Source organism: Paenibacillus terreus, from assembly GCF_042138595.1.
Classification (GTDB): Bacteria; Bacillota; Bacilli; order Paenibacillales; family Paenibacillaceae; genus Paenibacillus; species Paenibacillus terreus.
In genome coordinates this window covers 25,725-39,916 of the sequence record NZ_JBHIRX010000026.1, presented here as the reverse complement: position 1 = coordinate 39,916, position 14,192 = coordinate 25,725, and the positions used below count along the sequence as shown (strand labels likewise).

At 48.7% G+C, this 14,192-nt stretch carries 11 protein-coding genes; 10 read left to right on the top strand and 1 reads right to left on the bottom strand.

Annotated elements, in window-relative coordinates:
* Positions 1 to 8: 8 nt before the first annotated feature.
* The 6 genes from ACE5KN_RS28835 (at position 9) to ACE5KN_RS28810 (ending at position 8,371) form a co-directional block, all read left to right on the top strand.
* Positions 9 to 1,745 carry a sensor histidine kinase gene (locus tag ACE5KN_RS28835; protein WP_375533310.1) on the top strand — a complete coding sequence of 579 codons (1,737 nt, stop codon included), beginning with the start codon at positions 9 to 11 and terminating at the stop codon, positions 1,743 to 1,745.
* On the top strand, positions 1,738 to 3,363 hold the full coding sequence (locus ACE5KN_RS28830) for a response regulator (RefSeq protein WP_375527810.1): 1,626 nt from the start codon (positions 1,738 to 1,740) through the stop codon (positions 3,361 to 3,363). The genes ACE5KN_RS28835 and ACE5KN_RS28830 overlap by 8 nt, the downstream gene beginning before the upstream one ends.
* 124 nt (positions 3,364 to 3,487) lie before the next feature.
* Positions 3,488 to 5,221: an extracellular solute-binding protein gene (locus ACE5KN_RS28825; RefSeq protein WP_375533309.1), complete on the top strand. Its 1,734-nt coding sequence runs from the start codon at positions 3,488 to 3,490 to the stop codon at positions 5,219 to 5,221.
* 141 nt (positions 5,222 to 5,362) lie between these two features.
* Positions 5,363 to 6,250, top strand: a complete 888-nt coding sequence (locus ACE5KN_RS28820) for an ABC transporter permease (RefSeq protein WP_375527836.1) — start codon at positions 5,363 to 5,365, stop codon at positions 6,248 to 6,250.
* 21 nt (positions 6,251 to 6,271) lie between these two features.
* Positions 6,272 to 7,156, top strand: a complete 885-nt coding sequence (locus ACE5KN_RS28815; protein ID WP_375527812.1) for a carbohydrate ABC transporter permease — start codon at positions 6,272 to 6,274, stop codon at positions 7,154 to 7,156.
* Positions 7,157 to 7,216: 60 nt separating this feature from the next.
* Positions 7,217 to 8,371 carry a serine hydrolase domain-containing protein gene (locus ACE5KN_RS28810; RefSeq protein WP_375527813.1) on the top strand — a complete coding sequence of 385 codons (1,155 nt, stop codon included), beginning with the start codon at positions 7,217 to 7,219 and terminating at the stop codon, positions 8,369 to 8,371.
* Positions 8,372 to 8,415: 44 nt separating this feature from the next.
* Here ACE5KN_RS28810 and ACE5KN_RS28805 read toward each other — a convergent pair whose 3' ends face one another.
* Entirely contained in the window at positions 8,416 to 9,270 is an 855-nt protein-coding gene (locus ACE5KN_RS28805; protein WP_375527814.1) for a PocR ligand-binding domain-containing protein, read from the bottom strand.
* Positions 9,271 to 9,396: 126 nt separating this feature from the next.
* Between ACE5KN_RS28805 and ACE5KN_RS28800 the strand changes: the two genes are divergently transcribed.
* From ACE5KN_RS28800 to ACE5KN_RS28785, 4 genes are read left to right on the top strand one after another with little or no spacing between them, the layout of a single operon-like run.
* Positions 9,397 to 10,899, top strand: coding sequence for an FGGY-family carbohydrate kinase (locus ACE5KN_RS28800; protein WP_375527815.1), 1,503 nt, complete (start codon positions 9,397 to 9,399; stop codon positions 10,897 to 10,899).
* 3 nt (positions 10,900 to 10,902) lie between these two features.
* Positions 10,903 to 12,315 (top strand): L-fucose/L-arabinose isomerase family protein, encoded by a 1,413-nt coding sequence (locus tag ACE5KN_RS28795; RefSeq protein ID WP_375527816.1) that lies wholly within the window; start codon positions 10,903 to 10,905, stop codon positions 12,313 to 12,315.
* A gap of 3 nt (positions 12,316 to 12,318) precedes the next feature.
* Positions 12,319 to 13,341 (top strand): aldose 1-epimerase family protein, encoded by a 1,023-nt coding sequence (locus ACE5KN_RS28790; RefSeq protein ID WP_375527817.1) that lies wholly within the window; start codon positions 12,319 to 12,321, stop codon positions 13,339 to 13,341.
* Positions 13,335 to 14,180 carry a class II fructose-bisphosphate aldolase gene (locus ACE5KN_RS28785; RefSeq protein ID WP_375527818.1) on the top strand — a complete coding sequence of 282 codons (846 nt, stop codon included), beginning with the start codon at positions 13,335 to 13,337 and terminating at the stop codon, positions 14,178 to 14,180. The genes ACE5KN_RS28790 and ACE5KN_RS28785 overlap by 7 nt, the downstream gene beginning before the upstream one ends.
* The last annotated feature ends 12 nt before the right edge of the window (positions 14,181 to 14,192 follow it).

Genomic DNA, 14,192 nt, shown 5'->3' with positions numbered 1-14,192 from the left:
GGTTGAACATGCCTGTCATCCAAAAGATGGGTTCGCTGCCCATCTTGCCGAAAATCGCGATTACTTTTCTGTTGGTTGTGACGCCGCTCTTCTATTTAGGACTGGAGATGAACGACTCCGGTTCGGACATTGTCCGCCAAGAGATCGTAAACTCGCTGTCCTCGCGCGTTGAACTGTTCACGGACATGTTGGACGGGGATTTTGACCGAATCATCAAACTCCTGCAGGAATATGTGAACGACGATGATCTAATGAAACTCAGTACATCGTCGGAAATTATGCCCGATATCGAACGGACCCAAGCGGTGCTTCGGCTGAAGCATCAGATGGACCTATTGAAACGGTCGAGTGATTTGGCCATAAATGCAACCGCTTTCATTCCGATGATGAACCGAAGCGTGGATTCGAACACGAACGCGATCATCGACTTCGACGCTGAAATGTTCCGGGCGTTGTCTCAAACGACGAATATGTACGGTGACCCCTTTGTCTTCTGGGATAACCGGGTTTTTATCAGCATGCCTTACGGGTATTTGGATGATGGGCCGCTGTTCCTGCTTGCTGTAGAGATATCCGGCGAGAAAATCTCATCCAAGCTCAAGCAGTTCGCTCAGGAAGGTAGCATTGCTGTGCTGGCGAGCAGCCGAATGGAATGGACATCTTCCAGCCCGGATGAAACGAACATGAGCAAGAAAATGCTGGCCCGGCTGGAATCAGCGGATGCGAAGGCTCCTCAATCGATCACCATAGGCAACACCGATTATCTGTTTGCTGGCCAGAAATCGGATATTCTGAATGCGAAGCTGGTAATGTTTGTACCAATTGAACGGATTGAGCAGCCGCTTGATCGATATCGCGTCTGGGCGTTTGTTTGGTTCGGGGTTTCGGTGCTTATCATCATTGCATTCTCGTTCGGCATGTATCGCCTCATCCACCGTCCGCTCAAGCTCCTGGTTCACTCGTTCCGGAAAATCGAGCACGGTCGGTTCGATATTTCCATCGAATATCCGTTCACGGACGAATTCGGTTACTTGTACAAGCAGCTGAATGCGATGGTACGGGAGCTCGAGCGGCTGATCTATAAAGTTTATGAACAGCAATATCGGGCACGTCTGGCCGAATTAAGGCATCTTCAGTCGCAAATCAATCCCCATTTTCTGTACAACACGTTTTTTATTTTATACCGTATGGCGAAGCAGGAAGGAAACGAGAACATTGTACGACTGACGAAGCATTTGGGTGAATATTTCCAGTTCATTACGAGAGACGGCTCCGAAGAAGCGACGTTGGCAGACGAGGTCGCTCATGCCAAGTCGTATACGGAAATTCAGACGATCCGGTTCTCCAACCGCATAAGTGTTCGTTTTTCGGAAGTGCCAAAGGAGGTGGAACTGCTCGCCGTGCCGCGTTTGATCCTTCAGCCGATCATCGAGAACGCCTTCGTGCATTCGCTGGAGAAAAAGGCGAAGGGCGGCCTGCTCGAGGTGGACTTCGGTATCACGAAGACGGAATTGCTTATTCGCATAGAGGACAACGGGGGAATCGATGAAGAAAAGGTTGCTCAGTTGCAAACCTTGCTGAATACCCAGCAGGATGTGACGGTTACAACAGGCATGATCAATGTACACAGACGATTACAGATCAAATATGGCGGTCCAGCCGGTCTGCGAATAAGCCCTGGAGACCTCGGCGGACTACGAATCATTGTTGTCATCCCCCTTAAGGAGGTTATGCCTCATGCTTAGATTGCTCATCGTCGAGGACGAACCCTTTACTGCTGACGGGCTTTATGAAATGCTATCGGATGTGCCGGACATCGAAATGGATCTCTATCGGGCGTATTCTGCGGAAGAAGCGATCGAATGGATGTCCCGCACGAAAATGGATATCGTCCTAAGCGATATCCGTATGCCGGAGATGGACGGGTTGCAACTGCAGCAATGGATACAGGCCCGCTGGCCTCGCTGCAAAGTGATCTTCCTGACGGGGATTAGCGATATCCAGTATGCACAGCAAGCACAACGAGGCGGTGGCGTTGACTATATTCTGAAAACCGAGGGAGACGAAGCGATCTTACGAAGTGTAAGACGTACTTGGAGTGTTTTACAGGAGGAATTGCATAACGAGAATATTCTGCTCCGTGCCAAAGGGCAACTGACAGAGATGCTCCCGATACTGCGCCGCGAATGGTTTATGGCCATGCTGGAGCAAGGAGATCAACTAATGGATAACTTGGATATCCGTTTGCTGGAACTGGACTCGCCGCTCAATCCTGGGGATCGGGTGATGCTCGTCTGCGGCCGTGTCGACCGTTGGAGCGACGATTACAGCATGTCCGACCAGACGTTGCTTATATACGGCATCCAGAATATCGCCGAGGAATACTTTGAGAGAGTCGTTATGCTCCCCGTCATGCTTGACGCTTCTTATTTCGTGTGGCTGATTCAACCGGAACGTTCGGGAGAAACGGATGGGTGGGGCAGTGTGGCCCTCTATATCCAGGGTACACTGGAAAGTATTCAACAAACGTGCAGGGCGTTGCTCAAGCTGCCGGTATCGTTTATTTGTCATGAAAGTGCCGTGGAATGGAAAGATATCGCCCAGACGTTCCAACAGCTTAAGCAAAATCTCATCCTCGGTCTAGGCAATGGAGAGGAGATGATCCTCCTCTTCGGCAGAGAAGAAGTACCAGTGTATGCTGCCACAGAGGTTTCAAGATCGGTTTTTTCAAACCTCGAGATCGCTGTCGAGATGGGGAAGGAAACCTTATTCCAAAAACTGATGAGCGATTTGTTCCACAGACTGCCGAATCAATTCAGCGTCTACGCGCAAACTTATTACGCTGTTGCTGTAATCCTGCTTCATCAGTGGAACAAAACGCATCGTGGTGACAACGCTGCCCTTGCGGCCGCCGAGGCGACGATCAGGAGGCTGCTTGACCTGAATACGCATAAGACAAAAGAGCAGGCGGAACGATTTTTGAGTGAAATGGGCATCAATCTCATTCGCCAAGGGAAGCAAAAGCAGGATGAGCGAACAGATCGCATCATTCGCAAGCTGAATCGGTACATTACCGAGCATCTTAACGAGGACCTGTCGCTTGCTGTCCTCGCAGATGCCGTCTACCTGAACGCTTCGTATCTGTCAAACTTGTACAAAATCTGCACCGGGCGCAACATCTCCGACTATATCGCAGAGTTGCGGATCGAGCGGGCGAAGACCCTGCTAGCGGAATCAAATGCGAAGGTACAAGACATTGCCGTGGCTGTCGGCTTCGGTACGGCGGGGTATTTCACGCGGTTCTTCAAAAAGCATGTCGGAGTAACGCCGCAGGAATTCCGCAGCAGACTCTCAGTCGAGTAGTGGCGCTAGGTAAACTCACAAAAGGAAGTAAAGAATCCAAATAGAGTCTTATTTCAGACATTGCTCTTTCTAACTATACTTAGTCTTAAGAGATCTCTTACACTAAAAAAGGGGGGACACACGCATGAGACGACGTACGGGAATCCTGGCTGTATCCGTGTTGCTGGTTCTCAGTTTGATCGTAAGTGCCTGTAGTTCAGAATCGTCTTCAAGTAACACTCAAGATAGCCCGTCCCAGACCGAGACGACGTTGCAATCCGAGCAAGCCAATCCTGAAGATTTGTATTTCGGAAAGTATGAACCATCTATCTATGTATCAACGGTGCGGATCCTCAGCCCTGCGATGAGATTCGAGAACGGAGAAACGATCGATAGCAATGTATGGTATCAGGAATATGAAAAGAAACTGGGGATCAAGCTCAAAAATGAGTGGTCCGTCACCGGTGACGAGCCTGGCGGCCAAGGCGAACAGAAGATGAATGTCACGATCGCCTCGGGTAGCTTACCGGACATCGTACCGCTAACTGCCTCACAGTTGAGGCAGTTAGCGGATGCGGGCAAGTTAGCGGACATAACAGAAGTTTTTGAAAAATATGCATCACCAATGACCAAGGATATCTTTTCCCAAGCAGGATCTGCCCCGCTGGCATCCGCTACTTTCGACGGAAAACTGCTGGCGATTCCTACCGTCGCTTCTATTAACAACGGTGTACCGTTGATTTTTATTCGTACCGATTGGATGGATAAGTTGAACCTTAAACCTCCCAAAACGATGGATGACGTGTATAAAATCATGGATGCGTTCGTCAACCAGGATCCGGACGGCAACGGGAAGAAGGACACATACGGTATGGCCTTGAACAAAGATCTGTATGGGTTCTTCGCGACTCTAGAAGGATTCTTCAACAGCTATCACGCGTATCCACGCTATGGAGGGAAAGCAAACTGGGTTGAAGACGGCAATGGCAACCTCATCTTCGGCAGTATTCAACCGGAAGTGAAGACGGCGCTTGGCAAGCTACAGGAGCTGTACAAGAAAGGATACATTGACCGCGAATTCGGGGTGAAAGACTGGTCCAAGGAAAAAGAATTGGTCGCTTCCGGTAAGATTGGCTTATACTATGGCGGCATGTCGACTCCAATCGTTATTAACGATATGCGAATGAATGATCCGAATGCGGATTGGCAAGCCTTCCCGCTTGTATCGGTTGATGATCAGCCGGTTAAGCCGCAAGTAGATGGGATTGCGCTCGGTTCTCCACAATATCTTGCGGTGTCAAAGGATGCCAAGAATCCGGAAGCGCTGATCAAGATGATTAACCTGTTCTTCGAAGTATTTTATGGAAAAAGTTATACTACAGAACAAGTAGATAAACTGGGGACCAGTCCTACTGACGGTGTCGAGCGCTGGATGTATTCCATCTACACGGGCGAGCCGGAAAAGAACCTGAATACGCATCGATTGCTCAAAGAGATCGTAAACGGCAGCAAAGACAAATCGGCATTGAACAATGAACAGAAGAGTGCTTATACAAGCGTCATGAAAGCTTTGTCTGGTGAGAAGCTGGAACCGATGGAGTGGGCTCTAAACCGTGTCTTCGGTCCGGAAAACTCCTCGTTCAACGTGATCGATCAATACGTGAACGATAACATGCTGCAGCCGAACGCGTTTGCCGCGGTTTCGACAAGTACAATGCTGAAGCGTGATTCGACTCTACAGAAGCTGGAACTGGAGACATTCTCCAAGATTATCATGGGTGAACCCCTTGACAGTTTCGACCAGTTCGTCGAGAACTGGAAGAAACTCGGCGGCGATGAGATGACGAAGGAAGTCAACGATTGGTACAAGTCGAGATAAATCGGCTAAAACCGGAGTCTGTCTGCCTAGCGGACGGACTCCGATCAACTTGTCAGAAGAGGAAGTGTAACTGTGTTGAAATACAAGATTGAGGGTAGACCGGTATACATGGATCTCAAGGCCGGTGGACGAACGAAACCGATGAGACTATCGCAATGGCCGCTGCATCTGATGATCCTACCGGCGCTCCTATTGACGATCGTCTACAGCTACGGTCCCATGTTAGGCTCCGTCATAGCATTCCAGGACTTCAATCCGGCGCTCGGTATCTTCAAGTCGCCTTGGTATGGCCTGGAGAACTTTCGCTACGTCATGAATTTGCCTGACTCCTTTCAAGTCGTCTGGAACACGTTAATCATTGCCGTATTGAAACTCGTCGTCGGGCTCATTGTCCCTATCGCGGTTGCGTTGCTTCTAAATGAAGTACGTAAGGAACTGTTCAAGCGGAGCGTGCAGACGATAATTTATTTACCGCATTTTCTGTCGTGGGTTATTCTCGGAGGAGTTTTGATCGACATTTTGTCCCCTTCGCATGGGATTGTCAACGACTTCCTGCGGTGGCTCGGAATAGAACCCATCTACTTTCTGGGCAGCAACGAATGGTTTCGCTCCGTGCTCGTGATTTCGGACGTGTGGAAGGAATTCGGATTTAACACGATCGTCTACTTGGCTGCGCTGACAAGCATAAATCCGGCCCTTTATGAGGCGGCGGTCATCGACGGAGCTGGCCGATGGAAACAGACGTTTTATGTCACTCTGCCGGGAATGGCTCCGATTATTATTCTGACAGCAACACTTGCGCTGGGCCAAGTCCTTAACGCCGGTTTCGATCAGGTGTTCAATCTCTATAGTCCGCAGGTGTATGAGACCGGCGACATTATAGACACGTTTGTGTATAGGATCGGGATCGTCGATGCGCAGTACGGGGTGGCAACGGCTGTCGGGCTCTTTAAATCCGTCGTGTCGCTCACACTCCTCTCGGTTGCTTATTTCCTAGCCTACCGTTTCGCCAACTACCGAATATTCTAATGAAGAGAGGGGTCGATCTTTATGGTAGAACGATTTACGCTTGGCCGCAGGCTATTTATAGGTTTCAATTACATTTTCCTGACCCTCCTGTCCATGTTGTGTCTGCTGCCGCTCATCCATGTTCTGGCAGTTTCATTCAGTTCGAGTTCCGCGGCCGCTGCAGGCTACGTCAAGCTGTGGCCGGTTGATTTCACATTGGCTTCCTATGAGTATGTGCTTGGAAAAGAGGAGTTTTTCCGTTCTATCCTTGTGACGTTGGAACGTGTGGTCATTGGCTTATCCGTTAATATGGTGTTGACGGTGTTGGTAGCCTATCCACTGTCGAAAGAAGTGCAAAAATTCCGCTCACGAACGATTTACGCCTGGGTATTCGTGTTTACGATGTTGTTCAATGGCGGTCTCATTCCTTTGTATATGACTGTCAAATACACGGGCATTCTCGACTCCGTTTGGGCGCTCGTGCTGCCTGGGGCGCTGCCAGTCTTCAATATGATTCTGCTGCTCAACTTTTTCCGCGGCTTACCTAAGGAATTGGAGGAAGCCGCTTTCATAGATGGGGCCGGCCACTGGACGACGTTGTGGAAAATATATGTGCCGCTGTCCATGCCCGCCTTGGCCACGATTGCGCTGTTTGCGATGGTCTTTCATTGGAATTCCTGGTTCGACGGACTGATCTTCATGAATTCTCCGACCCACTATCCGTTGCAGAGCTACTTGCAAACCGTGGTCATTGCGAAAAATTTCTCGATCAACAACCTTGAGGTGATACAGGCTTTGCAGAAAGTAGATGATCGAACGTTCAGAGCGGCGCAAATCTTTCTCGGCTCGCTGCCGATTCTGCTCGTATACCCGTTCCTCCAGCGTTTCTTTATGAAAGGAATTGTGCTGGGCAGTGTGAAGGGGTAATGGTTTTTCCTTCCGATATGGAGGGATTGTATTACGTTAATTTGGAGAGGAGAAAGAACGGTGACGTCACGAAATGATGTTCTGGATTCACTGCTTCGAAGTTTCTTAAAAGAAGGACCAGCCGGTTGTGCGCTTTCGGTTGTTCGCCGCGGGGAAACGCTGTACGAGGGTTATTTCGGGTATGCAGATTTGGCTGAAAAGCGGCCGATCGAGCCGGATACGATATACCGGCTCTTCTCATTGAGCAAGGTCGTGACATGTACGGCCGCTCTGTTGCTGTATGAGAAGGGGCTTTATTTGATGACTGATCCGCTTTATGAATATTTGCCGGAGTTTCGGAATGTGTTGGTGCACCGCCAAGGAGTCGACGGAACGTTGTATACGTCTCCGGCTGTAAGCCCGATTCGGATCAATGATTTGTTCACCATGACTTCCGGTTTGACCATGCACGGAAACCGTAACGAAACGGAGAGGCAAGTATCCAAGTTGTCGCTCAAAGATATCCCCAACTTACGGACGATGGCCAAGCGGCTCGCCGATATTCCGCTTGCCTTTGACCCAGGAACCCGATGGAATTACGGCTTCAGTCACGACGTGCTCGGCGCGTTAATCGAGGTGTTGTCGGGAAAATCGTTTGGAGAATTTTTGAATGAGGAGCTGTTCGAACCTCTCAGCATGCGTGACACGTTCTTTCGGATTCCGGAGAATAAGAAGGAACGGATGTCCATGTTATACAGCCGTGCTGAAGATAACGCGCTTACACCGAATATGGACTCCGAAATCTACTACGAGCCTGATTGGAAAATCGAATTTGGAGGCCATGGGCTGCTGTCAACGCTCCATGATTATGGGCGCTTCACGCAAATGCTGTCACGTGGCGGCGAGTGGAACGGCAACCGTTTACTGGGGCGCAAGACGATCGAGCTTATGGCGACGAACCATTTGAACAGGCAGCCATTGGGCGATTTCGAAGCAGTTGGCACCTGGTCGGGATACGGTTATGGTCTGGGAGTTCGGGTCATGATCGATCGGGCGAAAGGCGGAAGCAACAGCACTGTAGGTGAATTCGGTTGGGGCGGAGCGGCAGGCACCTGGATGGCGGTCGATCCGAAAGAAGAGTTGTCCATTGTCTATATGCATCAATTGATGCCATCGGAATACGACGAAATCCGACAGCATAAAGTGAGAGCGGCTGTTTATGGAATGATTGAATAGGGGAAATCCCCTTTTCCAATGAAGAGCGAGCAGTTTTTATATGTTCAAGTCATTCTATACCTTAAAGCACTTTCCTTTCGATACGTCGTTGGCAGAACCCCCGTTTCCCGTTTAAAAACCTTCGTAAAATAATTATAGTCGGATATTCCGACTTGTTCCGCGATTTCATAGATTGGCGCATCCGTATCCCCCAACAGTTGCTTTGCCAAGTGAATCCGTGTGCTGCGAATATGCTCGGCGATCCCCATACCGAAGCTTTGCTGCGATAGTTTATAAAGATGTGATTTACTGATCCCAAAGTGTTTGCAGAGAACGGGAACGGAAAGATCTTCTTTGATATGAACCGCGATATAATCATCGATTTTTTGAGCCAGCGCATCCTTTTTCAGTATCAGCTTCCGTGACAGGTAAAGGTAACTGGCGCTCATTTCCATCGTTTTCGCATAAGCGTCAATGATTTCCTTAGATATATATTTTTTGCGCAAAAAAGCTTTTCGCAGCTCGTTCATATCCAAGTTGAAAGCGCTTAATTCTTTGCTGATTTCAGACCATAATCGCTCGCGGTCTTCGGTTTGCAGGACCTGGCCGAACATGATATAGCCAATCACCAGATTGTCCGCTTTGATGGGAACCACCGTTTCCGTTAGCCCAGCATGACATTGATACGTGTAAAGATTCTGTTCGTTTTTACAGCGAATACATGCGGCCTGGTCGCACTTGATACACTTCGCTTCCGCGCGGGGATCGCTGCGAATGAGATGGCAATAGGAGGAATGGCGGGTTGGATAGGCCGCTAATTCATGGAAAGAATCATCGAAGATGACGGTGCGTATTTTCGTCAACGTATAAAAATTGCGCAGCAATTCTTTTAAATCGGAAAGGTTAAACTGCAAACCCATATATGTACCTCCGGAAACAAAATGACTATTTTTTCGATCAATTGTTACTATGATCATACATTTTGCAAGTGATAAGATCAACACGTAGTGAAGTCAAAATTACTACTTAGGCAGGAGGTGAACCAAGTGGCGATAGCGGGAATCGATATCGGTACAACAGGTTGCAAGTGTACGGTATATGACCGGGAAGGACATTTCCTGAGTGAGGCATATCGCGAATACCAGCCCGGTATGACCGAAAATCATAGATTGGATGCATGGCTCGTTTGGGAAAATACGAAAGCCGTTATGCAAGAGGCGGCCAGAGGCGTCGAACCCATCACAGCAATCGGCGTCACTTCTTTTGGAGAAGCAGTTGTATTGCTGGACGGAAACGATAATCCGCTGACATATTCTTTGTTGTATACCGATCCAAACGGGGGCGAGCAATGCGAGCGACTTGTAAGGCACTTCGGAAAAGAGGATTTATCGCAAATCACCGGATTAAACCCGAGTCCCATGTACAGCATTCCCAAGATCATGTATATCAAAGAGACCCAGCCGGAATTGTTCAAGCAGTGTGAGAAAATTTGTTTGTTTGGTGACTTTATCATTTATATGTTATGCGGAGCTCGGCAGATCGATTATTCGCTTGCGAGTCGAACGATGGCTTTTGATATCAACTCCCTGGAGTGGAGTGAGCCCATCTTACAGTTCGCGGGAATTGACAGCTGTGTATTACCGATTCCCGTTCCGATTGGAAGCAAAGCAGGTAAGATTCGCAAAGAAATGGCCTTGGAATTGGGGATATGGGAAGAGGCGATCATTGTTTCCGGATGTCATGATCAAGTTGCTGCAGCGATCGGAACCGGTGTATACAAACCGGGAATGGCCGTGGACGGAACGGGGACTGTCGAGTGCATCACTCCGGTTTTTGGCCGAGATACTCATCGTGAACCGTTATATAGAGGAAGTTACGCTATCGTTCCATTTCTGGACCGCCAGTTTGTGACCTATGCTTTTTCTTTTACAGGCGGGGCTTTACTGAAATGGTACCGTGACAAGTTGGCCTATATGGAAGCGGATACAATTCAGAAACTCGGAGCGAATCCGTATGATTTCTTCAACGGGCAAGTTGATGCTTCGAAACCGTCAGGACTGTTGGTTTTGCCCCATTTTGCCGGAGCGGCAACGCCTTATATGGACCCTGAGTCCAGGGGCGCCATTATCGGTTTAACCACCGAAACCACCCGTATGCAGATTTATCAGGCGCTGATGGAAGGAGTCACGTATGAGATGGCTTTGAATATGGAGCGTTTGGCGGAAGCGGGAATCGAAATTCATACGATCCGGGCGACCGGCGGCGGAGCTGCATCCGATGTCTGGCTGCAAATGAAAGCGGATATTCTGAACAAACCTATTGTCTCTCTAGGGGCGACACAGTCGGGTACGCTGGGGTGTATTATGCTGGCGGGACTGGCATGTGAATTGTACGAATCCATTGAAGAAGCAGAGCAAATTTTCGTTAAGGTCAACCGAACCTATGCTCCGAACCCCGATAAACATGAACAATACAAGAAATGGCTGAAAAAATACAAAAAGTGTTATAACGCTGTTAAAACCGTGCTTGCAACGGAAGAGGAGGACTAAGCCATGTTGAAAACAAAGAAACTCACTTTTGCCCTTTATTTCGGAAACCGAGGTTTTATGCCGGAATCGCTGGCGCTTGAAGCAAGGAAGGAAGTATCCAGGGCGGTTACGGACGCCGGCTACGATTACATCATGATGGATGAAAAAGCCACAAGATACGGATCGGTGGAAACCAGGGAGGAAGGCCGGATTTATGCGAAATGGCTAAAAGAGCATGAAGGACAATATGATGGGGTTATCTTGTCCATGCCGAATTTCAGCGACGAAAACGGCGCCATCGCGGCTTTGGAGGAATGCGGAAAACCGATCCTGATCCAGGCTTATCCGGATGAAATCGGCAAAATGGGCTTTGACTATCGAAGAGACGCTTTTTGCGGCAAATTAAGCATCGAAGATGTGTTCCATCAGTATCGGGTCCCTTTTACCGCACTGCAACCGCATGTCGTTCATCCCTCCTCTCCGCAATTTACGCAGAATCTGCGGGATTTTGCGGCGATTTGCCGGGTGGTTAACGGGATGCGAAAGTTCACCATTGGCTGTTTTGGAGCCCGGACCACCGCCTTCAAGACGGTTCGTTTTGATGAGATCACGCTGCAGAAATACGGTATTACGGTAGAGACCTTCGATTTGTCCGAACTTATTCATCGTGTGCAAAACATGAAGGACGATAGACCGGAAGTATTAGCCAAGCGGGAAACTTTCATCAACTACACGGATTGCAGCAACGTGCCGGATGACAAGCTGACCATTCTGGCCAAAATCAGCGTAGTGCTCGACGATTATATTGCCGAGTACCGATTGCAAGCGTTGTCGATTCGATGCTGGACGGAGCTGCAGACGGTACTGGGGGTTGCGCCATGCGTGATCTTAAGTGAGTTGAATGATCGAGGGATCGTTGCTTCCTGCGAGATTGATATCTGTACCGCGATTAATATGTACTCGCTGCAGCTTGCTGCGGAAGAGCCGGCGGCTTGCCTCGATTGGAACAACAATTACGGCGATGATCCGGATAAAGTCATTTTGTTCCACTGCGGACCGGTAGCCCAAAGCTTAATGACCGGCAAAGGAACCGTCACCGACCATAAAATGTTCGCCAAAACGGCTCCCGGATGCGGTTGGGGAAGTAACGAAGGGCGAATCAGGGCGTTCCCGATGACCTATTCCAACTGTATTACGGAGGATGGCAAACTTACTTTCTATGTAGAAGAAGGCGAGTTCACCGACGATGTTATCGAAGACGGATTTTTCGGCTGTGCTGGTGTGGCCCATATCCCAGGCTTGCAGAAGAAGCTCATTACGCTCGGACGCAACGGTTTCCGCCATCATACTGCGGTTGGTGTAGGTCATCTGAAATCGGTATTGTATGAAGCCTTCAAGTATTATTTAGGGTACGAAATCCTTGATTTGGAGAAATAAGGGATGACAAACCGTATGATCCATAAATATATCGGACATCCTTCCCAGGTTAGCGGAGTAGAGGAGCATCGACTGGTTGGAGGAAAAGGCGACGGGATGCATCTATTGGAGGTGCGCAACGGACTTGGTCTTCATTTTACGGTGTCGGTGGACCGGGGGGCCGATATTTCCAGGCTGTATTTTAAAGGAGATAACTTTGCTTACATTTCCCCGAGTGGCTATGTGGCGCCGACCTATTATGACGATAAAGGCACAGGCTTTTTAAAATCGTTTACGGCGGGGTTTTTAACAACGTGCGGTTTAACGGCGGTTGGGGCTCCTTGCGAGGATAACGGTCAGGAACTGCCCTTGCATGGAACGGTAAGCAACACGCCGGCCGAACATGTCTACTATACGGAAGATGAAGACAACATCGTTATTCATGCAGCTGTCAATCAGATGGGCTTGTTTTCGGAGAAGCTAATGATGTTCCGTAAGATCACGTGTTCGAAACGGGATAACAAATTGCAGATCGAAGACCGGATCGAAAATAAGGGCGATCAGTTAACCCCACTGATGATTTTGTACCATATGAACATCGGGTATCCTTTGCTGAGCGAGCATGCGGAATTGTTTATTCCTTCCAGCCACATAACGGCAAGAAACAAACATGCGGAAAAAGATATCCTGACCTGGGATCAAATGTTGGAACCCCAGTCCAATTTCGAGGAACAGTGTTATTACCATAAGTTCGAGCGTGAAAGTGGTTTTGCCGGAATCTTTAACCCAGTGATCCATAAAGGTTTGGTTATTTCATTCGATGCCCGGTTATTGGACTATTTCACCGTGTGGAAAATGTTTGGACACAGAGACTACGTGCTGGGACTGGAGCCCGGGAACTGCCATCCCGACGGCAGAAATGTCATGCGTAGAGACAATACCTTAAAGTTTATTGGCCCGGGGGAAACGGTCACGTATCAAATTGATATCGAAATGATTCAAAGTTATCAGGCCTGGAAAAGAATCAAGGAGGCAAAAATATGTTAGTTTCATTGGCGGAAGTATTGAAAATGGCGGAGGATCATAATTTCGCCGTCGGGGCCTTTAACACGCCTAATTTGGAAAGTATTCTAGCGGTGATTGAAACTGCAGAAAACATGGGCGCACCGGTGATCATCAGCCATGCCCAATTGCATGAAAGCATTATACCTATCGAGACAATCGGCCCGGTCATGCTGCATTTTGCCAAAAGCGCAACAGTTCCCGTATGTGTCCATCTGGATCATGGCGAGACCCTGGATTATGTAGAAAAAGCACTAAAACTGGGATTTACCTCCGTTATGTATGATGGCTCACTGCTGTCTTATGAGGAAAATGTGCGCAATACCGTTGAAACCGTGCGTATGGCCAAACAATATGGTGCAAGCGTAGAAGCGGAGATCGGCATTCTTGGCAGCAGGGAAGCGGGAGGGAATGAACCTGCCCCATCGATGGAAAGTGTCTATACGGATCCGGATTTGGCAGACCGATTTGTGAAAGAAACTGGCATCGACGCTTTAGCTGCGATCTTCGGAACCGCACACGGGTTTTACAAAGCAAAGCCCAAGCTGGATTTTGACAGAATTGAAAAAATAAGATCGCTGGTTAATATTCCCCTGGTGATGCATGGGGGTTCCGGAGTGAGTCCGGAAGACTATATAACCTCCATTGATAAAGGAATCCGGAAGATCAACTATTATTCTTATATGGCCAGAGCGGGTGTAGAGGGAGCAGAGAAATTGTTGCAGGAAAAAAAGGTGGACTTTTTCCATGACCTGTCCGTAGCGGCGATGGAAGCGATGAAAGCCGATATTGAAAAAGCAATGAGGGTTTTTTATTCTCGATAAAAGTCCACATAT

Excerpts from the sequence above, each read along its gene's own strand:
- ACE5KN_RS28835 (WP_375533310.1), top strand. The coding sequence starts at position 9 with ATGCCTGTCATCCAAAAGATGGGTTCGCTGCCCATCTTGCCGAAAATC.
- ACE5KN_RS28830 (WP_375527810.1), top strand. The coding sequence starts at position 1,738 with ATGCTTAGATTGCTCATCGTCGAGGACGAACCCTTTACTGCTGACGGG.
- ACE5KN_RS28825 (WP_375533309.1), top strand. The coding sequence starts at position 3,488 with ATGAGACGACGTACGGGAATCCTGGCTGTATCCGTGTTGCTGGTTCTC.
- ACE5KN_RS28820 (WP_375527836.1), top strand. The coding sequence starts at position 5,363 with ATGAGACTATCGCAATGGCCGCTGCATCTGATGATCCTACCGGCGCTC.
- ACE5KN_RS28815 (WP_375527812.1), top strand. The coding sequence starts at position 6,272 with ATGGTAGAACGATTTACGCTTGGCCGCAGGCTATTTATAGGTTTCAAT.
- ACE5KN_RS28805 (WP_375527814.1), bottom strand. The coding sequence starts at position 9,270 with ATGGGTTTGCAGTTTAACCTTTCCGATTTAAAAGAATTGCTGCGCAAT.
- ACE5KN_RS28795 (WP_375527816.1), top strand. The coding sequence starts at position 10,903 with ATGTTGAAAACAAAGAAACTCACTTTTGCCCTTTATTTCGGAAACCGA.
- ACE5KN_RS28790 (WP_375527817.1), top strand. The coding sequence starts at position 12,319 with ATGACAAACCGTATGATCCATAAATATATCGGACATCCTTCCCAGGTT.
- ACE5KN_RS28785 (WP_375527818.1), top strand. The coding sequence starts at position 13,335 with ATGTTAGTTTCATTGGCGGAAGTATTGAAAATGGCGGAGGATCATAAT.